This is a genomic window from Pseudomonas sp. zfem001 (assembly GCF_032621725.1).
GTDB classification, from domain to species: Bacteria; Pseudomonadota; Gammaproteobacteria; order Pseudomonadales; family Pseudomonadaceae; genus Aquipseudomonas; species Aquipseudomonas sediminis.
In genome coordinates this window covers 90052-109176 of the sequence record NZ_JAVYJI010000001.1, presented here as the reverse complement: position 1 = coordinate 109176, position 19125 = coordinate 90052, and the positions used below count along the sequence as shown (strand labels likewise).

The window sequence follows — 19125 nt, the reverse complement described above, 5'->3', positions numbered from 1 at the left end:
CCTTGTCCGCCTCGATCATCGCGATTGATGCAATGGGTGGGGACTTCGGTCCCCACTGCATTGTTCCGGCCTGCATTTCTGCGCTGGCCGAATTCCCCTCGCTGCACCTGGCCCTTGTCGGTCAAGCTCCCCTCATCGAAGAACAGCTCGCTCGCCAGTCTGGTGTCGATCGCTCACGCCTGCAGGTTCATCACGCCAGTGAAGTGATTGCCATGGACGAGCGTCCAGCTCAGGCCCTGCGCGGCAAGCCGGATGCCTCGATGCGCGTGGCGCTGGAATTGGTGCGTCAGCGTCAGGCGCATGCCTGCGTCAGCGCCGGCAATACCGGTGCGCTGATGGCGCTGTCGCGTTATGTGCTGAAGACGCTGCCGGGTATCGATCGGCCGGCCATGGTCAGCCCGATTCCTACCGAGCGTGGTCACTGCTACCTGCTGGATCTGGGCGCCAACGTCGATTGCAGTGCCGAGCACCTCTATCAGTTCGCGATCATGGGCGCCGTGGCTGCCGAGACGCTGGGCGTCCCACGGCCGCGAATCGCCTTGCTCAATGTCGGTACCGAAGACATCAAGGGCAATCAGCAGGTCAAGCTGGCGGCCAATATGCTGCAGCAGGCGCCTGGTTTGAACTTCATTGGCTACATCGAGGGCGACGGCATGTACCGCGGTGAGGCCGATGTCGTGGTGTGCGATGGCTTCGTTGGCAATATCCTGCTCAAGTCCAGCGAAGGTCTGGCCAAGATGATCACCGGGCGGGTCGAGACGCTGTTCAGTGAGGGGTTGTTCGCGCAGGCCATCGGTGCTCTCGCGATGCCGCTGCTGCGTCGCCTCAAGGCCGACCTGGCGCCCGCCAAGCACAATGGTGCGAGTTTCCTCGGGCTGCAGGGCATCGTGGTCAAGAGCCATGGTGCGGCGGGGCAGGAGAGTTTCCAGAGCGCCATTCGTTGTGCGTTGCGCGAGGTGCAGGAAAATTTGCCGCAGCGACTGCATGGTCGCCTCGAAGACTTGTTGCTGTAGACTCGTCACGTTTTCAGGGTATGAGCTGCAGCGGAATGTGACTGCCGCGCGTAGCCTGTCATCCAACTGTCAGTTTGCTGCGCCAGGCTCGCCTGGCGTTGGTTTTTCGACTCAAGGGACTTATTCATGTCTGCATCCCTCGCATTCGTCTTTCCCGGTCAAGGCTCGCAAGCCCTGGCCATGCTTGCCGACCACGGTGCTCAGCAGAAGCTGGTGCTCGATACCTTCGGTGAAGCCTCTGAAGCGCTCGGCTACGACCTCTGGGCGCTGACCCAGCAAGGTCCGGAAGAGCAACTGAACCAGACCGACAAGACTCAGCCGGCCATTCTCACTGCCTCCGTCGCCCTGTGGCGCCTGTGGCAGGCCGAAAACGGCGCTAAGCCGGCGTTCGTCGCCGGTCACAGCCTGGGTGAATATTCCGCGCTGGTCGCCGCTGGTAGCATCGCCTTTGCCGATGCCGTGAAGCTGGTGGAGCGCCGTGGTCAATTGATGCAGCAGGCCGTTCCAGCCGGGCAGGGCGGTATGGCCGCCATCCTCGGTCTGGAAGATGCCGACGTACTGGCTGCCTGTGCCGAAGCTGCGCAGGGTGATGTGGTCAGTGCAGTGAACTTCAACGCACCTGGCCAGGTGGTGATCGCCGGTAGCGCTGCTGCCGTCGAGCGCGCCATCGAGGCGTGCAAGGCCCGTGGCGCCAAGCGCGCCATGGCGCTGCCGGTCAGCGTGCCGTCGCATTGCGCGCTGATGAAACCGGCCGCCGAGCGTTTCGCCGAGTCGGTGGAGGCGCTGAGCTGGCAGGCGCCGCAGATCCCGCTGGTACAGAACGTCAGTGCAGCCGTGGTATCGGATCTGGCCACGCTGAAAGCCGACCTGCTGGCGCAGCTATACAGCCCGGTACGCTGGGTCGAGTCCATGGTGCGTCTGTCCGAGCAGGGCGTTACCGAGCTGGTCGAGTGCGGCCCGGGCAAGGTGCTGGGCGGCCTGAACAAGCGCTGCGTCAAAGGCATCAACACTTACAACCTGGATACCACCGATGCTTTCGCCGCTGCTCGCGCTGCGTTGGCTTGAGAAAGGAGAACGAACATGAGTCTGCAAGGTAAGGTCGCGCTGGTCACCGGCGCCAGCCGTGGCATCGGTCAGGCAATCGCCCTGGAATTGGGGCGTCAGGGGGCTACCGTTATCGGTACTGCTACTTCGGCATCCGGTGCTGAGCGCATTGCTGCCACGCTGAAAGAGCATGGTGTCAGTGGGACTGGTATGGAACTGAATGTGACCAGCGCCGAGTCCGTCGAGGCTGTGCTGGGCGCTATTGTCGAGCAGTTCGGTGCTCCGGCGATTCTGGTCAACAACGCTGGCATCACGCGCGACAACCTCATGCTGCGCATGAAAGACGACGAGTGGTTCGACGTCATCGATACCAACCTGAACAGCCTCTATCGCCTGTCCAAGGGCGTGCTGCGTGGCATGACCAAGGCGCGCTTCGGTCGCATCATCAACATCGGTTCCGTGGTCGGTGCCATGGGCAATGCCGGGCAGGCCAACTATGCGGCTGCCAAGGCCGGTCTCGAAGGTTTCAGCCGCGCTCTGGCGCGTGAAGTGGGTTCTCGCGGTATCACGGTCAACTCGGTCGCTCCGGGTTTCATCGACACCGATATGACCCGTGAGCTGCCTGAAGCACAGCGTGAAGCGCTGCTGACTCAGATTCCGCTGGGTCGTCTGGGCCAGGCTGAAGAGATTGCCAAAGTTGTCGGATTCCTGGCTTCCGATGGCGCAGGCTACGTCACTGGCGCTACTATTCCGGTGAACGGCGGTATGTACATGAGCTAAAAAGGGCGCCTTCGAATGATCGGAGGCTCTCGAATGTGACGCGAGCCATCAGAAAACTGTCATAGTGGCTGTCTAAAATCCGTTATAAAGCTGCAACAGGTTTATAGACAGATCGTTGAAGTGTTCCTGGGGGCTCCCCGGCATTCAGCTTGAAATGCTAAAAACCCTTTCTATACACTTGGCCGCTACCAGCTGCCTGGATTTGTCCAATAGGAGTGAAAACAAGGTATGAGCACCATCGAAGAACGCGTCAAGAAAATCGTTGCTGAGCAACTTGGCGTCAAGGAAGAGGAAGTAACCAACAGCGCTTCCTTCGTTGAAGACCTGGGTGCCGACTCTCTTGACACCGTTGAGCTGGTGATGGCTCTCGAGGAAGAATTCGAGACCGAGATCCCGGACGAGCAAGCTGAGAAGATCACCACCGTTCAGGAAGCTATCGACTACGTGACTGCCCACGCGCAATAAGTCACCGTCAGCTTTCTGACCGAGAAAAGCCGCACTGCCCTAATCAGGCGTGCGGCTTTTCTTTACGTGCAAGGCGCATGTGGCGCCTGAGTAGAACAAGAGGAGATTGCTGTGTCGCGTAGACGCGTCGTGGTTACCGGTATGGGCATGCTGTCGCCGCTGGGTAACGATGTGCCGAGCAGCTGGCAGGGCATTTTGGCCGGGCGCAGTGGCATCGGTCTGATCGAGCATATGGACCTGTCCGCCTACTCCACCCGTTTTGGCGGATCGCTCAAGGGCTTCAACGTCGAGGAATACCTGTCCGCCAAAGAGGCGCGCAAGCTCGACCTGTTCATCCAGTACGGTCTCGCTGCCTGCTTCCAGGCCGTGCGTGATTCCGGGCTGGATATCACCGACGCCAACCGTGAGCGTATCGGTGTGGCCATGGGCTCCGGCATCGGCGGCCTGACCAATATCGAGAACAACTGCAAATCGCTGCACGAGCAGGGACCGCGGCGTATTTCGCCGTTCTTCGTGCCGGGCTCGATCATCAACATGATTTCCGGCTTCCTGTCGATTCACCTGGGTCTGCAGGGGCCGAACTACGCTATCGCCACGGCGTGCACTACCGGCACCCATTGCATCGGTATGGCCGCGCGCAACATTGCCTACGGCGAAGCCGACGTGATGGTTGCCGGCGGTGCCGAAATGGCGGCTTGCGGCCTGGGCATGGGCGGCTTCGGTGCTGCACGTGCGCTGTCGACGCGCAACGACGAGCCGACCAAGGCCAGCCGTCCGTGGGACAAGGGCCGTGACGGCTTCGTGCTGTCCGATGGTTCCGGCGCCCTGGTGCTGGAAGAGCTGGAGCACGCCAAGGCACGTGGTGCCACCATCTACGCCGAGCTGATTGGCTTCGGCATGAGCGGCGATGCCTTCCACATGACCTCGCCCCCCGAAGATGGCGCCGGTGCAGCGCGCTGCATGGCCGCCGCCCTGCGTGATGCGGGTATCAATGCCGATCAGGTGCAGTACATCAACGCGCATGGCACCTCGACGCCTGCGGGTGACAAGGCTGAAGTTGCCGCGGTGAAAAGCGTGTTCGGCGATCACGCCTACAAGCTGTCGGTCAGCTCGACCAAGTCCATGACCGGTCACCTGCTGGGTGCTGCAGGCGCTGTGGAAGCGATCTTCAGCGTGCTGGCGCTGCGCGATCAGGTTGCGCCGCCGACCATCAACCTGGATGAGCCGGACGAAGGCTGCGATCTGGACTTCGTCGCGCATCAGGCCAAAGCCAGGCCGATCGAGATCGCTCTGTCGAACTCCTTCGGCTTCGGCGGCACCAACGGCTCGCTGCTGTTCCGTCGGTTCAACGGCTGATGCTGAGCTGGGTCAACGGCGTGCCCGGCGAGCAGTCGTCGGTTCGCGACCGTGGCCTGGCTTACGGTGATGGTCTGTTCGAGACCATCGCCGTGCGCGGCGGGCACATTCCGCTGCTGGCGCGGCACATGGCGCGCCTGGCCGATGGCTGTCGGCGTCTGTCCATTCCTCTCGATCTGCTTCTCATGGAGCGCGAGCTGCAGGCGTTCGCCGGGCAGTTGGGTGAGGGTGTGGCCAAACTCATCGTCACCCGTGGCGAGGGCCAGCGTGGCTACGCGCCACCGCAACCCTGCCAGCCGCTGCGCATCCTGCAATCTGCTGCGTTGCCGCAGTACCCTGTAGCGCATGCCGAGCAGGGCGTGCGTCTGTTTCCCTGCGAGACGCGCCTGGCTGAGCAACCACTGCTGGCCGGGCTCAAGCACCTCAATCGCCTGGAGCAGGTGTTGGCGCGCGCCGAATGGCAGGATGCCGAGTGCGCCGAAGGCCTGATGCGCGACAGCAGTGGCCGAGTCATCGAGGGCGTGTACAGCAACCTGTTCCTCGTCGTCGGCGGCGGGCTGGTGACGGCTGATCTGTCGCGCTGTGGCGTGGCTGGCGTGATGCGTGCGGAGATCCTGCAGCAAGCGCAGTTGCTCGGACTGGCCGTCGAGTTACGCGATGTTTCCTTCGACGAACTGCTGGATGCCGATGAAGTCTTTCTCTGCAACAGCCTTTACGGCATCTGGCCTGTTCGGGCGCTGCAAGAGCGACACTGGTCGGTCGGGCCGCTCACCCGTAAACTGCAGGCCATCGTCTGCGACCTACTGAGTAAATAACTGGTGCTACGCAAGATCTTGGTGCTGCTTGAGTGCGGCGTGCTACTGGCTGCGCTGCTAGTCGTGGGAGCCGCCTGGCAGCAGCAGAGAGCGCTGGAACAGCCTCTGCATCTGACTGAGGAAATGCTCCTGGAGGTGCCGTCCGGCGCCACGCCGAGCGGCCTGCTCAATCGCCTGGAGGCGGATGGCGTGATCGACAACGCCTTCTGGCTGCGTCTGTACTGGCGCTTCAATCTGCGTGCTCCGGCCATGCACAGCGGTGAATATCGACTGCTCCCGCAGCAGACGGCGCGAGACATGCTCGGCCTGTGGCAGCGTGGCGAGGTGGTGCAGTACAGCCTGACTCTGGTCGAGGGCTGGAACTTCCGCCAGGTGCGCGCCGCCCTGGGTCGTCAGGAGCGCCTGGAGCAGCATCTGGCCGATCTCAGCGATGTCCAGCTGATGGAGCGCCTGGGCCTGGCCGGACAGAATCCCGAGGGGCGTTTCTTTCCCGACACCTATCGCTACGTGCGCGGCATGAGCGACGAGGACCTGCTCAAGCAGGCCAACGCACGCCTCGAAAGCGTATTGGCCGAGGAGTGGCAGAAGCGTGCCGAGGGCTTGCCCTATCGCGAGCCCTACGATGCGCTGATCATGGCCTCGATGATCGAGAAGGAAACCGGCGTGCCCGAGGAGCGCGGCGAGATCGCCGGTGTGTTCGTCCGGCGTCTGCGCATGGGCATGCGTCTGCAGACCGACCCAACGGTTATCTACGGCATGGGTGAGCGCTATAACGGGCGCATCACTCGTGCTGATCTGCGTACACCGACGCCCTACAACACTTACACCATCGACGGCATGCCGCCGACACCCATCGCCATGGTCGGCCGTGAGGCGATCAATGCTGCGCTCAACCCGCTCGATGGCACCACGCTGTATTTCGTCGCGCGGGGCGACGGTAGCCACGTGTTCTCCAACACCTTGGCCGAGCACAATCGCGCGGTGCGCGAATATCAGCTCAAACGTCGCGCCGACTACCGCTCCAGCCCCGCGCCGCGCGCGGCGGCCGAAACTGAATAAGGGCAATCCGTGACCGGTCTGTTTATTACCCTGGAAGGCCCGGAAGGCGCCGGCAAAAGCACCAACCGCGAGTACCTGGCCGAGCGCCTGCGCGAGCGCGGTATCGACGTGTTGTTGACCCGTGAGCCCGGCGGTACGCCGCTGGCCGAGCGCATCCGCGAATTGCTGCTCGATCCCAGCGATGAGCCGATGGCGGCCGATACCGAATTGCTGCTGGTGTTCGCCGCCCGCGCCCAGCACCTGCAACAGGTGATTCGTCCTGCTTTGGCCAGGGGCTGTGTGGTGCTGTGCGACCGTTTCACCGATGCTACCTACGCCTACCAGGGCGGCGGCCGGGGTCTTTCCATCGAGCGCATCGCGCAACTGGAGCAGTTCGTCCAGGGTGAGCTGCGTCCAGATCTGACGCTGATCTTCGATCTGCCGGTAGAGGTTGGTCTGGCACGCGCGGCGGCACGCGGGCGTCTGGATCGCTTCGAGCAGGAAGGCCGTGGCTTCTTCGAGGCCGTACGCCAGGCCTACCTGCAGCGTGCTGCGCAGTCGCCGCAACGCTATCGGGTGCTGGACGCCGGGCAGACTCTGGTGCAGGTGCAAGCCGATATCGATGCCTTGCTGCCGAGCCTGCTGGAGGCTTGCCGTGGCTGAGGTCTATCCCTGGCAACAAACGCTCTGGCAGCAACTGGCCGGGCGTACTCAACATGCTCATGCCTATCTGCTACATGGCCCGGCCGGGATCGGCAAGCGTGCATTGGCCGAGCGTCTGATGGCGCGCCTGTTGTGCCAGAGTCCGAACGGGCTGGATGCCTGTGGCAACTGTAAATCCTGTCATCTGTTGGCCGCCGGTACTCACCCGGACAACTACGTGCTGGAGCCGGAAGAAGCGGACAAGCCGATCAAGGTCGATCAGGTGCGTGAGCTGGTCGATTTCGTGGTGCAGACCGCGCAGCTCGGTGGGCGCAAGGTGGTGCTGCTGGAGCCGGCCGAGGCGATGAACCTCAATGCCGCCAACGCGCTGCTGAAAAGCCTGGAAGAGCCGTCCGGCAATACCGTGCTGCTGCTCATCAGTCACCAGCCGAGCCGCTTGTTGCCGACCATCAAGAGTCGCTGCGTGCAGCAGGCCTGCCCCTTGCCGAGCGAGGCGATGAGCCTGGCCTCGCTCGCCCAGGCACTGCCCGAACTGGGTGACGATGAGCGCGCTGACCTGCTGACGCTCGCAGCGGGTTCGCCGCTGGCCGCCGTGCGCTTGCAGGCTCAGGGTGTGCGCGAACAGCGTGCGCTGGCCGTGGAGGGTGTGAAGAAACTGCTCAAACAGCAGATATCGCCGAGCCAGCTGGCCGAAAGCTGGAACTCACTGCCGCTGAATCTGCTGTTCGACTGGTTCTGCGACTGGGCGCAGCTGATGCTGCGCTACCAACTGACCAAGAACGAGGAAGGCCTCGGCCAGGCCGATATGCGCAAGGTGGTGCAATACCTCGCGGACAAGAGCGCGCAGGCCAAGGTATTGGCGATTCAGGAATGGTTGCTCGCGCAAAGGCAGAAAGTGATGGGCAAAGCCAACCTCAATCGTGTGCTGCTTCTCGAAGCGTTGCTTGTGCAATGGGCGGCACTGCCGGCGCAGGATCGCGGCTGAGTCGCGTCGGAGCAGGATTCGGCAGGGCGTCACATTCTGCTGGCTGCCTGCCACCTGGTTGTTTGCGCATGAGTATGGTCAGGCCCTAGAATCAGGCATTAAGCAATAAACGCCAGGAATGTGCTGATGAGCCTGCCACCCAATCTGGGTCCCCGTAACGGAATTCTGTCCCTGACCATCAAGGACAAGTCCGTGCTGTACGCGGCCTACATGCCCTTCATCAAGAATGGCGGCCTCTTCATTCCCACCAACAAGAGCTACAAGCTCGGTGACGAAGTGTTCATGCTGCTCAACCTGATGGATGAGCCGGAGAAGATTCCGGTTGCAGGCAAGGTGGTGTGGATTACGCCGAAAGGCGCGCAGGGCAACCGTGCTGCCGGTGTCGGCGTGCAGTTCAACGATGGTGATAACACTGCGCGCAACAAGATCGAAACCTACCTCGCTGGCGCGCTGAAGTCCGACCGCCCGACGCACACCATGTAATTCGTCGGCCGTGAGCCACCTTTCCCTCGCGGTCGATGCCTCTGCCCTCAGAGCGTCCAGCCAACTGCTGCTTTCGATTACAATTCGGGCTTTCCCTTTGCCCGAGTTTTCCCGCTGTGCTGATCGACTCCCATTGCCACCTTGATCGTCTCGACCTCGCTGCCCATGGCGGCTCGCTGGATGCTGCCTTGGATGCGGCGCGCGCCGTTGGTGTGGGCCACTTTCTGTGCATCGGCGTCAGCGCCGACAACGCCGCCACGGTCAAGGGCCTGGCTGAGCGTTATGACGATGTCGATTGCTCGGTGGGCGTGCATCCGTTGGATCTGGAGCCGGGGGCAGAACCCGCGTTGGACTGGCTGCTGGGCGAGCTGGCGCATCCGAAGGTGGTCGCCATTGGCGAAACCGGCCTCGATTATCACTATGAGCCGGAGTCTGCTGCGCTGCAGCAGGATTCCTTCCGTTTGCATCTGGAGGCCGCACGCATTACCGGAAAACCGGTGATCGTGCATACCCGCGAGGCCCGCGCCGATACCCTGGCGCTACTGCGTGAAGCGGCGTTGCCACAGGCTGGCGTGCTGCATTGCTTCACCGAAGACTGGGATATGGCCAAGGCCGCGCTGGATATCGGTTTTTATATTTCCCTGTCGGGTATCGTCACCTTCCGCAATGCCGAGGCGTTGCGCGAAGTGGCGCGCCAGGTGCCGGTTGATCGTCTGCTGGTGGAAACCGATTCGCCATATCTCGCGCCCGTGCCCCATCGCGGTAAGCCCAACCTGCCGCAATACGTGCGAGAGGTGGCTGAGTACCTGGCGGTGCTGCGTGGGGTGAGCTACGAGGCCTTGGCTGAGCAGACCTCGAACAACTTCAAGCGTTTGTTCCCGTTGGCTGGTGTGGCTGACGCATAACAGCCCGTAGGGGCGCCGCGCGCACCAGGCGATGTGAGGTGTTGCAGCCATGGTGGGTTACGCCGCACCCAGATCCAGCGAAGCAGTCGGCGACCGTGACAGGCGGCTCACCCACCCTACGGGAACGGCGATCCGCTGAGCAAAAAAAACCCGGACTCTGGGGGATGAATCCGGGTCAAGACCATTAGGAGTAAATCAAGGTACGCGGTCCACGGTACCTTGGCTGGCGGGGCACTTGGGGGGAGATGCCGCACACCAGTACGTTCCAGTATTAGCCATGATCAGCGAGCGTCCAGGCCAAAGCCTGAGTTTTTTAAACGGATTTGGAATACCACGGGCGCTGCTGAGTCCTCACCCTTTTGCCAGCTGGGTTAGCAGGCCCAAGGTCTCTTCGATAACCTGCTCGCTGGTGTAGAAATGCGGTGACAGGCGCACGCCTGGCCCGCGTTGCACGCAGATCACCTGTTCCTCGCGCAGACGTTGATACAGCGCGGAGTTGTCCCAACCCGTTAGGCTGAAGTTGAGGATGCCGGCGCGGCGCGCAGGGTCGAGCGGGCTATGGATCACTGCTCCGGGCAATTCGCGAATGCCGTCGTTCAAGCGCTGAACCCATTCCCCCACTAGCTCGCCAACCCGCTCCATTCCCACATCCTCGAGCAACGACAGGCTCGCCTCCAAGGCGAAGGCGCCGAGCATGTTCGGGCTGCCGCATTCGAAGCGCCGTGCACTGCGGGCCGGCTGCCAGTCCTGGCGGGTGTAGTCGCCGGCGTGCTCTAGCATGTGCCAGCCGTATTCGTGCAGTTTCAGCTGGTCGCGTACCGCACTACGGCAATAGAACACCCCCAGGCCCTCCGGGCCGAGCATCCACTTGTGGCCGTCGGCCATGGCGAAGTCGCAGTCGTAGGCTTGAACGTCGAAGGGCAGGGCGCCCAGTTGCTGGATGGCATCGATGCAGAACAGCACGCCATGCTGGCGGCAGCCGCGGCCTAGGCGCGGCAGATCGAGACGCAGGCCGCTAGCGAACTGCACGGCGCTGATCGACAACAGGCGTGTACGCGGGGTGAAGGCGGCGAGCAAGGCCGCTTCCGGATCATCACTCTTGAGATTGACCTCGACTACCTCGACGCCCTGAGCCGCCAGTGCCAGCCAGACGATGCGGTTGGAAGGGAATTCCTCGTCGCTGATGATCACCTGGTCGCCAGCTCGCCAGTCCAGGCCGAAGGCCACGAATGAGAGTGCCTCGGAGGTATTCTTGACCAGTGCAATATCACCGGTGCTTGGTGCGTTCATCAGGCGCACAAGGCGTTCGCGTAGGCTACGCTCAAGTTTCAGCCAGTCGGGATAGTCACGCGCACCGCTGCTGACGTTCGCTTCCGAGAACCGTCGAACCGCTTCAGCACTGCGTTTCGGCCAGGGGGCGACCGCCGCATGGTTCAGATAGCGCAGTCCATTTTCCAGGGGGAACTCATCATGAAACACGTACATGGTCGGATGATCCGTGCAATTTGGCCACATTTGGGCATAATAAGCGGCTTCGATTTTTGACCCCGTAGTCCCTTTATGCAGAAAGAACCCCGTAAGGTCCGCGAATTCCGTCGCCGCGAGCAAGAAATTCTCGATACCGCGCTGAAACTCTTCCTCGAACAAGGAGAAGACAGCGTTACCGTCGAGATGATCGCTGATGCGGTTGGTATCGGCAAAGGCACTATCTACAAGCACTTCAAGTCCAAGGCGGAGATCTACCTGCGCCTGATGCTCGACTACGAGCGCGATCTCAACGAGCTGCTGCATTCGGCCGATGTGGATCGTGACAAGGAAGCGCTGTCGCGTGCGTACTTCGAATTCCGCATGCGCGATCCGCAACGCTATCGCCTGTTCGACCGCCTCGAAGAGAAGGTGGTCAAGGGCAATCAAGTGCCGGAAATGGTCGAGCAGCTGCACAAGATTCGTGCTTCCAACTTCGAGCGTCTGACCCAGCTGATCAAGGGCCGCATCGCCGAAGGCAAGCTGGAAGACGTGCCGCCGTACTTCCACTACTGCGCCGCCTGGGCCCTGGTGCACGGCGCCGTGGCGCTGTATCACTCGCCGTTCTGGAGCAATGTGCTCGAGGATCAGGAAGGCTTCTTCCAGTTCCTCATGGATATCGGCGTGCGCATGGGTAACAAGCGCAAGCGCGACGCCTGAAGCCTGGCATGTCGGCCGCGGGACTGTGCCGCGGCCGACATAGCGATATACTCCGGCTCTTAACGAACTGGAGTTTCCAATGATCGTCGACCGCCAGGGCAGACGCTTTCGCAATCTTCGCGTCAGCCTGACCGCCGCCTGCAACTACGCCTGCACCTACTGTGTGCCGAACGGCAAGCGTCTGGTCGCCGCTCAGGACGAACTCTCCGCTGACGCCATGGCGCGTGGCGTCGCTTACCTGATCGAAGCCGCCGGTATCGAGCGCTTGCGCATTACCGGTGGTGAGCCCCTGGTCAGCACGCGCCTGGAACCTTTCCTGCGCCAGGTCAGCCAACTCGGCCTCGACGATATCAGCCTCACCACCAACGGCCAGTTGCTCGAGCGCAAGCTGCCGCTGCTGGTCGAATGCGGTATCCGCCGTCTCAATGTTTCCCTCGATACCCTCGATGCCAACGCTTTTCGCAGCATCGCCCGCGGCGGCGACCTGGCCACCGTGTTGGCCGGTATGGAAGCGGCGCGTGAAGCCGGGATGAAGATCAAGGTCAACATGGTGCCGCTGCGTGGGCAGAACCTCGACCAGGTGCTGCCACTGCTCGAGTACTGCCTGGAGCGTGGTTTTGAGCTGCGCTTCATCGAACTGATGCGCATGGGCCATCTGGCGCGCGACCCCAATGCCTTCAACCAGCAATTCGTCGGTCTGCCGGAGCTGCTGGAGCTGATCGGCAGCCGTCACCAGTACGTTCAGGCCAGCGCCCCGGTGGATGCTACCGCGATGCGCTATGCCATTCCCGGTGCCGGTCATTTCGGCGTGATCGCCAACGAAAGCGTGCCGTTCTGCCGTACCTGCTCGCGCCTGCGCCTGTCGTCTACCGGTTGGTTGCACGGCTGCCTATCGTCGAGCAACCGCCACTTTGTCGGTGACTTGTTGGACAAGCCGCGTCACCAGGCCTTGCCAGCGTTGCAGCGATTGCTGGTCAAGGCGCTGGGGGACAAGCAGGATCTGGCCTTCTCCGGTGGTGTGACGGTGATGAAGATCATCGGCGGCTAGTGGGCTGATCACGGTAGGGTGCGCCATGCGCACCGCCGACAGTGCTGCAGGGTGAGCTTTAGCCCACGATCCATTATAGAGCCCCGTCCCACGTGAGTTAAACGCAACCTGAGCGGCATGTAACGGTTCTAGGTCGAGGCCCAGAGTGGCTCGGCAGTCACGCCATGCCCGGATAAACTGCCGGGGCGCCAACCAACCGAGTGACTGCCTGCATGCCCGCCACCTTTCCCATCGCTTACATCGAGCCAGTGTTTCGCCCGCCGAGTGAGGCGCAGTCGCTGATTCTGCCGGTCACCAACGGCTGCTCCTGGAACCAGTGCACCTTCTGCGAGATGTATACAGCGCCGCAGAAGAAATTCCGCGCCCGCGATGAGGCGCAGGTGCTGGAGGAGATTCGTCGTGCGGGTGAGCAACTGATCGTCAACCGGGTGTTCCTCGCCGATGGTGACGCACTGGTGCTGCCGACTCGGCGTTTGCTGGCCATCCTGCAAGCCATCCGCGAATACATGCCCGAGGTGCGTCGGGTCTCGAGCTATTGCCTGCCGCGCAACCTGCGCAAGAAATCGGTGGATGAGCTCAAGGAACTGGCCGATGCTGGATTGAAGATGGCTTATGTCGGCTGCGAATCCGGTGATGACGAGGTGCTGGCGCGGGTCAACAAGGGCGAGACTTTCGAGTCCAGCCTTAGCGCTCTGGACAAGCTTGGCCAGGCCGGCATCACCCGCTCCGTGATGATTCTCAACGGGCTCGGTGGTCAGGTGCTCAGCGATCAACATGCGGACAACTCGGCGCGCTTGATGAACGAGGCCCAACCTGAGTACCTCTCCACTCTGGTGGTCAGTTTCCCCATGGGTGAGGCTCGCTTTCGCGAGCAATTCGCCGATTACCAGCCGCTGACGCAACTGCAGCTATTCGGTGAGGTTGAGCGCCTGCTGCAGGGGCTCGAACTGCAGCAGACGGTGTTTCGCAGTGATCATGCGTCCAACTACCTGGTGCTCAAGGGCAACCTGGGGCGTGACAAAGTACGTCTGCTGGCGCAGGTGCGTGAGGCTATCGAGCGTCCGCAACAGGCCAATCTGCGTCAGGAGTGGCAGCGCGGGCTTTGACGAGGCTGGCGCAGAACCTGCATCTATCCCTCATCCGCCGGTTTTCCGTCACCGGCACGAGGAGGATTCATTCATGCGTAACCTGCTTCTATTGGTGGCGCTGCTGGGGCTGGCTGGCTGCATGAAGGTCAGCGACATGGCCAGTGGCGCCGAATACCACCTGCGCGATGCCGGGTTTCTCGACCATGGCCGCACCGAGCGCATGGCGTCGCGGCGACTGCAGCAGGACTCCTTCATCTATATCGCTCAGGGGCACTTCGTGCCGCCGGGGCACGGCTATCCGCGGCCCAATGTGGTAGCCGAGGAAGCCTTCAAGGGCTTCGTCGAATATTTCCCTTTGGTACGTCGTGCACGCCAGCCGGCAGGCCTGGACGAAGCCATGGCCGAAGCCCGTGCCGCCGGCGCGCATTATCTGCTGTACAGCCGTTTTGCCTACAGCGACGACCGTATCGGCACCCTGGAGGAGTGGGAGGACCAGGAGGCTGTGGATCGCCTTGGTACCGACCGCGCCTCGATCCAGCTGATGCTGATCGAGACCAACACGCGTTATCTGGTGGACACCGCGCGGATTCGCAGCCGTGGCGGATTCCTGACGTTTTACGACGCCCAGCCGCAGGACCTCATCGGCCCGCCGCTGCATGACTATGCGCGCAGCCTGTTGGGCGTGGGACGCTAAGAGTAGGGACAATCGGCGCGCCGCTCTTGTTGGAGGGGCTTTAGCCGCGACAGGTGGCACGGTGTATCCTCGTCCGTTCGAATCGAACTGGACGAGGAAAGACCATGAGCGATCCAGGCAAGGCGGGCGATCTGCTGGCGCAGATCCCCAAGGGTGAAGGCAAGGGCCTACCTCCCGTGCACCTGTGGAATCCCGATTTCTGTGGCGATATCGACATGCGCATCGCCCGCGATGGCACCTGGTATTACCTGGGCACGCCCATCGGCCGTAAACCCATGGTGCGGCTGTTTTCCACGATCATTCGCCGTGACGGCGACGACTACTTCCTGATCACGCCGGTGGAGAAGGTCGGCATCCAGGTCGAGGATGCGCCCTTCGTCGCCGTGACCCTGCAGGTCGAAGGCGAGGGGGAAGCACAGGTGCTGCGGTTCACCACCAATGTCGAGGACGAAGTGGTAGCAGGCGGCGAGCACCCCATCCGTGTCGAGATCGACCCTGCGACACTCGAACCCTCGCCCTACATTCTGGTGCGGCGTAACCTCGAGGCGCTGATTCACCGCAACGTGTTCTATCAGCTGGTGGAACTGGCGGTGGAGCGCGAGGTCGACGGAGAACCCTGGTTGGGTGTGTGGAGCGCTGGGGTGTTCTATCCCATCGGGCCTTCTCCGGCCTGAACGGGCGATGCGCAAGCGGCGCTGGCGCACCCCATGGATTTGACAGGAGACGCATATGGATGAGCACCGCATCGAAACCGAACGGCTGACGCTGCGCCCGCCGCAACCGCAGGACGCGGCCGAGGTGCAGCGTTTGGCCGGAGATTTTCGCATTGCCGATGTCACCGGCAGCATTCCTCATCCCTATCCACCTGAGCTGGCGCAGCAGTGGATCGAGCGCTGTGCGCAGGACTGGGCCAGTGGCGCTGCTGCCAACTTCATCATCACCGAGTCCGGCAGCGGCACGCTGGTCGGCAGCATGGTGCTCAAGGATATTGGCCGAGGCGAGGCCGAGGTGGGCTACTGGATCGGCGTGCCTTACTGGAGCCGCGGCTACGCCAGTGAGGCCTGCAATGCCCTGGTGGAATTCGCCTTCCGCCAGCTTCGTCTGCGCCGGCTGCACGCCAGCCACCTGGCGCGCAATCCGCAATCCGGCCGGGTGCTGTTCAAGGCCGGCTTCCGTCACTTGGGCCTGGGCCACAGCCAGTGCGGCGCCCAGGGCAAGGTCGAGCCGGTCGAACTCTACGAGCGGGTTTCCGGCGAGTGACCTGAACGGCCCTCAACGCACCCGATCGCGACTCTGCACCGCCAGGTCCAGCGCCTTCTGCATATCCAGCCGCGCCGAGCGGCCCACGTCCTTGTCACTCATCTTGTAGTTGCGCTCCGATGGCAGGATCGGTGCGGTCAGGTCTTCGGCGTCCATCGGTTCGAAGTCGTAATCGCCGCCGATGGTCATGGCGCTGCGCCGTAGCAGCATGCGCACCTGTTCCGGCTGCAGGCGCGGATTGATCGACAGCATGGCGGCGACCACGCCAGTGACCAGGGGCGTGGCGTAGGAGGTGCCACAATGCACATCGCCGGTGGCATCGACCTTTTGGGTGGACGCGCGGGCACAGGCGGCGGCGGTGATATCGACACGCATGTCGACGTTCGATGAGTCGCGCTTGACCACGTAGCTCGGGTCGTCGATTTCGGCCTCTTTTTCCTTGCTGCGCTGATGCCCGCCGACCACCAGCAACTGCTCGGTAATGAACGAGGAGGGCAGGCGGTATTCGTCCCGGCCGGAGAAGGACGAACCGTTGCCGGCGGAGTTGATCACCAGCACGTCCGGGTGTTCCTCGCGCAGCCAGAGGAAGAACTCCTCCAGCAGTTCTTCGTAGCCGCTCATGGCGATGCCGGAGCGCACCAGCGAATCGATCTCGTCGCCTTCGACATTGCGCGTGCCGACGCGGTGGATGCCCCAGCTCCAGTTGAGTACGCGCACGCCGTCTTCCACCAGGTTCACCGAGGCGGCGATGTTGGCGGTGATGCCGGCGTCCGAGTTGCGTTCGACGATCACCTCGAAGCCCTGGCTGGCTTTGTCCAGCCCGCGCAGGAAACCAGTGTTGCCACCCTTGTCCCAGTGCGCAGCGAGGATGCCGGCCACGGTGCTGCCGTGGTTGTCCGGTTCGTCGGCATCACGCGCATAGACGCAGGTGCGCGGTTTGCCGTCGGGACAGGCGCCGAGGTAATCGGCGAAGTCGGGCGCGTCGAAATCGACGTTACGCTCGATCACGCCGATGCGAATCGGCTCGGCTTCGATGGGTGTATCGCCCGCCGGGATGCGCCGCTGGTAATAGTTCACCGCATCCATGAAGCGGTTCGCTGCCCATTCCTCGGAGTTCTTTTCCGGTTTATGTGCCGACTTGCGGGTGGCCTCGCTTTCTTCGCCACGCTCCGGTGCGCTTTCTTCCACCACCACGGCATCGACGCTGACTTCGTTGCCGATACGTAGCACCAGCGCATCACGCTCGGTCAGGTTCTTTACCGGCAGGCGCAGTTGGTAGACGTTCAGCGGTGGGATGGCGCCGACCACCTTGGCGTCATACTTCTTCGCCAGGCGCTTGGCCTCGTCTAGGCCGTCGTGGCTTTCCTCGATCAGCAGGCTGACCAGGTCGACATAGGTGGTCAGGCCATCCATGTTCTTCGCCACTTCATCCGGACCGGCAGCGAGCACATGGCTGCGGTGCAGCGACAGCCACACCGGATTGCTGGCGCGTGAGTCGTCCTCCAGCCACAGCGGTGCGCTGCGATGTTTGTCGCTGCTCAGTTGCAGACGCAGGCCATCGCCAGTGCGCTTGACCGCCGAAGCGGGCAGGGTGTCGTCGCCGAGGTGTAGCTTGGGCAGCTTCGCGCCTAGGCCACGCACCTGCATGCACCATTCCTGCTTTTCGTTGGCGAGCAGGTCGCCGCAGCGTTGCAGGCTCTGGATGCGCAATGGCTCCTGCGCCTCGGCAAGAGGGCTGAGCAGGGCCACGACGAAAGCGGAAAGGAGGGCGCGGTTGGGCAGCATGGGGCAGGGTTCCCTTGACGATTGTCCTGCATTTCCGACTGCGGCAGCCGCGCATCGTTCAGCGTCAGGTGCGCGCATGGCGCCTGGTGTCGAGGCAGATTGGCCACAACTGCAATGTGAATATGGTTATAGTATTACGTTTCATTTAGGCCTTATTCGAAGCCCCCCATGCCCTCCAATCGTCTGCTCTCGATCGACGCCCTGCGCGGTCTGGTCATCCTCTTCATGTTGCTCGATCACGTTCGCGAAACCTTCTACCTGCACCAGCAGGTCGGCGACCCGATGGACGTGACCGCCACCGAGCCTGCGCTGTTCTTCAGCCGTACCTTGGCGCATCTGTGCGCGCCGGTATTCATCCTGCTCACCGGGCTTTCGGCGTTTCTCTATGGCGAGAAGCAGATGAGCCGGGCGGCGACCAGCGCCTTTCTGTTCAAGCGCGGGCTGTTTCTGGTGGTGCTGGAGTTCACCCTGGTCAACTTCGCCTGGACCTTCCAGTTCCCGCCCACGGTGATCTACCTGCAGGTGATCTGGGCTATCGGCCTGAGCATGCTGGCGCTCGCCGCGCTGCTATGGCTGCCGCGAGCGCTGCTGGCCGTGCTGGGGCTGGCGCTGGTCGCGGGGCATAACCTGCTCGATGGGCTGCACTTCGGCCCCGAGTCGGCGTTGCACATTCCCTGGGCGATCCTGCATGACCGCGGCTGGCTCGAGTTTTCTGACACGCTACGCCTGCGCACCTCGTACCCGGTGCTGCCGTGGATCGGGGTGATCGCCCTGGGCTATGTGATCGGCCCGTGGTTTCGCGGCACGAGCGCGCCCGAGCAGCGCCTGCAATGGCTGCGTCGAGTCGGTTTCGCTGCGCTGGCGCTGTTCGTTCTGCTGCGCCTGCTCAACGGCTATGGCGAGAAGCCCTGGGTCGTTGAAGAAACCTCGCTGCAAACGCTGATGGGCGTGTTCAATATCACCAAGTATCCGCCGTCGCTGCTGTTTTTGGCGCTGACGCTGGGTATCGGTCTGCTGTTGTTGGCGGCCTTCGAGCGCCGCAACGATGGACGCATGGTGCGCACGCTGGCCGTGTTCGGGAGTGCGCCGATGTTCTTCTACCTGCTGCACCTGTACGTACTGAAGCTGCTGTACATCGCCGCCTTCGCCATCAGGGGCGCGAACCAGGGGCACTACTTCGGCTTCGATTCGATGGGGTGGGTCTGGGTTACGACCGTGCTGCTGGCGCTGGTGCTGTTTCCACCCACGCAGTGGTTCGCGCGGCTCAAGGCGCGGCGTCGCGACATTCGCTGGCTGAAGTACCTCTAGGAATCTCTGTCGTAGGGTGCGCCGCGCGCACCGGGGCAAGCCGTAACCAAGCCGGTGCTGACCGTCAGCCCCTTGAACGCAAAAAGGCCAGGGTTCGTCCCTGGCCTTTTCATTGGTGGTGTGCGACCTGTGCAACGGTTGTTGTTGAGCTGGTCTGGCGGTGCGCACGGCGCACCCTACGTTCGCTGGTCACACCATGTTGTGCGTGCAG

Annotated in this window: 20 protein-coding genes; 18 read left to right on the top strand and 2 right to left on the bottom strand. The window is 62.5% G+C overall.

The window, feature by feature from the left end:
• Positions 1–2 precede the first annotated feature (2 nt).
• From plsX to RTH74_RS00520, 11 genes are all read left to right on the top strand, one after another.
• Positions 3–1013 carry a phosphate acyltransferase PlsX gene (plsX, locus tag RTH74_RS00570; protein WP_099526414.1) on the top strand — a complete coding sequence of 337 codons (1011 nt, stop codon included), beginning with the start codon at positions 3–5 and terminating at the stop codon, positions 1011–1013.
• 126 nt (positions 1014–1139) lie between these two features.
• Complete coding sequence (gene fabD / locus RTH74_RS00565) at positions 1140–2078, top strand: ACP S-malonyltransferase (RefSeq protein WP_316913418.1); 939 nt, start codon at positions 1140–1142, stop codon at positions 2076–2078.
• Between the two features lie 15 nt (positions 2079–2093).
• The gene (fabG, locus tag RTH74_RS00560) at positions 2094–2837 is read left to right on the top strand and encodes a 3-oxoacyl-ACP reductase FabG (RefSeq protein WP_099526412.1); all 744 of its coding nucleotides are present in this window, start codon (positions 2094–2096) and stop codon (positions 2835–2837) included.
• Between the two features lie 228 nt (positions 2838–3065).
• Entirely contained in the window at positions 3066–3302 is a 237-nt protein-coding gene (gene acpP, locus RTH74_RS00555; protein WP_003245177.1) for an acyl carrier protein, read from the top strand.
• 111 nt (positions 3303–3413) lie between these two features.
• The gene (fabF, locus tag RTH74_RS00550) at positions 3414–4658 is read left to right on the top strand and encodes a beta-ketoacyl-ACP synthase II (RefSeq protein WP_099526411.1); all 1245 of its coding nucleotides are present in this window, start codon (positions 3414–3416) and stop codon (positions 4656–4658) included.
• Positions 4658–5473 (top strand): aminodeoxychorismate lyase, encoded by an 816-nt coding sequence (gene pabC / locus RTH74_RS00545; RefSeq protein WP_316913417.1) that lies wholly within the window; start codon positions 4658–4660, stop codon positions 5471–5473. Before fabF ends, pabC begins: the two co-directional genes overlap by 1 nt.
• A 3-nt stretch (positions 5474–5476) precedes the next feature.
• Positions 5477–6532, top strand: coding sequence for an endolytic transglycosylase MltG (gene mltG / locus RTH74_RS00540; RefSeq protein ID WP_316913416.1), 1056 nt, complete (start codon positions 5477–5479; stop codon positions 6530–6532).
• 9 nt (positions 6533–6541) lie between these two features.
• Positions 6542–7174, top strand: coding sequence for a dTMP kinase (tmk, locus tag RTH74_RS00535; protein WP_179545289.1), 633 nt, complete (start codon positions 6542–6544; stop codon positions 7172–7174).
• Entirely contained in the window at positions 7167–8159 is a 993-nt protein-coding gene (locus RTH74_RS00530; protein WP_316913415.1) for a DNA polymerase III subunit delta', read from the top strand. The genes tmk and RTH74_RS00530 overlap by 8 nt, the downstream gene beginning before the upstream one ends.
• Before the next feature lie 126 nt (positions 8160–8285).
• On the top strand, positions 8286–8642 hold the full coding sequence (locus RTH74_RS00525) for a PilZ domain-containing protein (protein ID WP_003245164.1): 357 nt from the start codon (positions 8286–8288) through the stop codon (positions 8640–8642).
• A gap of 116 nt (positions 8643–8758) precedes the next feature.
• Entirely contained in the window at positions 8759–9547 is a 789-nt protein-coding gene (locus tag RTH74_RS00520; protein ID WP_316913414.1) for a TatD family hydrolase, read from the top strand.
• A 351-nt stretch (positions 9548–9898) separates the two neighbouring features.
• Here RTH74_RS00520 and RTH74_RS00515 read toward each other — a convergent pair whose 3' ends face one another.
• Positions 9899–11032 (bottom strand): aminotransferase class V-fold PLP-dependent enzyme, encoded by a 1134-nt coding sequence (locus RTH74_RS00515; RefSeq protein WP_316913413.1) that lies wholly within the window; start codon positions 11030–11032, stop codon positions 9899–9901.
• Positions 11033–11107: 75 nt separating this feature from the next.
• Here RTH74_RS00515 and RTH74_RS00510 point away from each other — a divergent pair, with 75 nt between their 5' ends.
• The 6 genes from RTH74_RS00510 (at position 11108) to RTH74_RS00485 (ending at position 15821) form a co-directional block, all read left to right on the top strand.
• On the top strand, positions 11108–11731 hold the full coding sequence (locus tag RTH74_RS00510; protein WP_003461933.1) for a TetR/AcrR family transcriptional regulator: 624 nt from the start codon (positions 11108–11110) through the stop codon (positions 11729–11731).
• Positions 11732–11810: 79 nt separating this feature from the next.
• Positions 11811–12779, top strand: coding sequence for a radical SAM protein (locus RTH74_RS00505; protein WP_316913412.1), 969 nt, complete (start codon positions 11811–11813; stop codon positions 12777–12779).
• 212 nt (positions 12780–12991) lie between these two features.
• Positions 12992–13885: a radical SAM protein gene (locus tag RTH74_RS00500; RefSeq protein WP_316913411.1), complete on the top strand. Its 894-nt coding sequence runs from the start codon at positions 12992–12994 to the stop codon at positions 13883–13885.
• A 73-nt stretch (positions 13886–13958) separates the two neighbouring features.
• A complete protein-coding gene (locus RTH74_RS00495; protein WP_316913410.1) occupies positions 13959–14561 on the top strand; it encodes a DUF4823 domain-containing protein in 603 nt (200 codons plus the stop codon).
• A gap of 104 nt (positions 14562–14665) precedes the next feature.
• Entirely contained in the window at positions 14666–15235 is a 570-nt protein-coding gene (locus RTH74_RS00490; RefSeq protein WP_099526402.1) for a DUF1285 domain-containing protein, read from the top strand.
• Between the two features lie 55 nt (positions 15236–15290).
• The gene (locus tag RTH74_RS00485) at positions 15291–15821 is read left to right on the top strand and encodes a GNAT family N-acetyltransferase (RefSeq protein WP_316913409.1); all 531 of its coding nucleotides are present in this window, start codon (positions 15291–15293) and stop codon (positions 15819–15821) included.
• Between the two features lie 12 nt (positions 15822–15833).
• Here RTH74_RS00485 and RTH74_RS00480 read toward each other — a convergent pair whose 3' ends face one another.
• Positions 15834–17606 carry a S8/S53 family peptidase gene (locus RTH74_RS00480; protein WP_316913408.1) on the bottom strand — a complete coding sequence of 591 codons (1773 nt, stop codon included), beginning with the start codon at positions 17604–17606 and terminating at the stop codon, positions 15834–15836.
• A 168-nt stretch (positions 17607–17774) separates the two neighbouring features.
• On the opposite strand from RTH74_RS00480, the gene RTH74_RS00475 reads away from it, so the two are divergent.
• A complete protein-coding gene (locus RTH74_RS00475) occupies positions 17775–18914 on the top strand; it encodes a heparan-alpha-glucosaminide N-acetyltransferase domain-containing protein (RefSeq protein ID WP_316913407.1) in 1140 nt (379 codons plus the stop codon).
• Positions 18915–19125 lie beyond the last annotated feature (211 nt).

What these genes read in the sequence shown, in the direction of transcription:
- fabD (WP_316913418.1), top strand. Translation starts at nt 1,140, where the DNA reads ATGTCTGCATCCCTCGCATTCGTCTTTCCCGGTCAAGGCTCGCAAGCC.
- fabG (WP_099526412.1), top strand. Translation starts at nt 2,094, where the DNA reads ATGAGTCTGCAAGGTAAGGTCGCGCTGGTCACCGGCGCCAGCCGTGGC.
- acpP (WP_003245177.1), top strand. Translation starts at nt 3,066, where the DNA reads ATGAGCACCATCGAAGAACGCGTCAAGAAAATCGTTGCTGAGCAACTT.
- pabC (WP_316913417.1), top strand. Translation starts at nt 4,658, where the DNA reads ATGCTGAGCTGGGTCAACGGCGTGCCCGGCGAGCAGTCGTCGGTTCGC.
- RTH74_RS00525 (WP_003245164.1), top strand. Translation starts at nt 8,286, where the DNA reads ATGAGCCTGCCACCCAATCTGGGTCCCCGTAACGGAATTCTGTCCCTG.
- RTH74_RS00515 (WP_316913413.1), bottom strand. Translation starts at nt 11,032, where the DNA reads ATGTACGTGTTTCATGATGAGTTCCCCCTGGAAAATGGACTGCGCTAT.
- RTH74_RS00510 (WP_003461933.1), top strand. Translation starts at nt 11,108, where the DNA reads ATGCAGAAAGAACCCCGTAAGGTCCGCGAATTCCGTCGCCGCGAGCAA.
- RTH74_RS00505 (WP_316913412.1), top strand. Translation starts at nt 11,811, where the DNA reads ATGATCGTCGACCGCCAGGGCAGACGCTTTCGCAATCTTCGCGTCAGC.
- RTH74_RS00500 (WP_316913411.1), top strand. Translation starts at nt 12,992, where the DNA reads ATGCCCGCCACCTTTCCCATCGCTTACATCGAGCCAGTGTTTCGCCCG.
- RTH74_RS00495 (WP_316913410.1), top strand. Translation starts at nt 13,959, where the DNA reads ATGCGTAACCTGCTTCTATTGGTGGCGCTGCTGGGGCTGGCTGGCTGC.
- RTH74_RS00490 (WP_099526402.1), top strand. Translation starts at nt 14,666, where the DNA reads ATGAGCGATCCAGGCAAGGCGGGCGATCTGCTGGCGCAGATCCCCAAG.
- RTH74_RS00485 (WP_316913409.1), top strand. Translation starts at nt 15,291, where the DNA reads ATGGATGAGCACCGCATCGAAACCGAACGGCTGACGCTGCGCCCGCCG.
- RTH74_RS00480 (WP_316913408.1), bottom strand. Translation starts at nt 17,606, where the DNA reads ATGCTGCCCAACCGCGCCCTCCTTTCCGCTTTCGTCGTGGCCCTGCTC.
- RTH74_RS00475 (WP_316913407.1), top strand. Translation starts at nt 17,775, where the DNA reads ATGCCCTCCAATCGTCTGCTCTCGATCGACGCCCTGCGCGGTCTGGTC.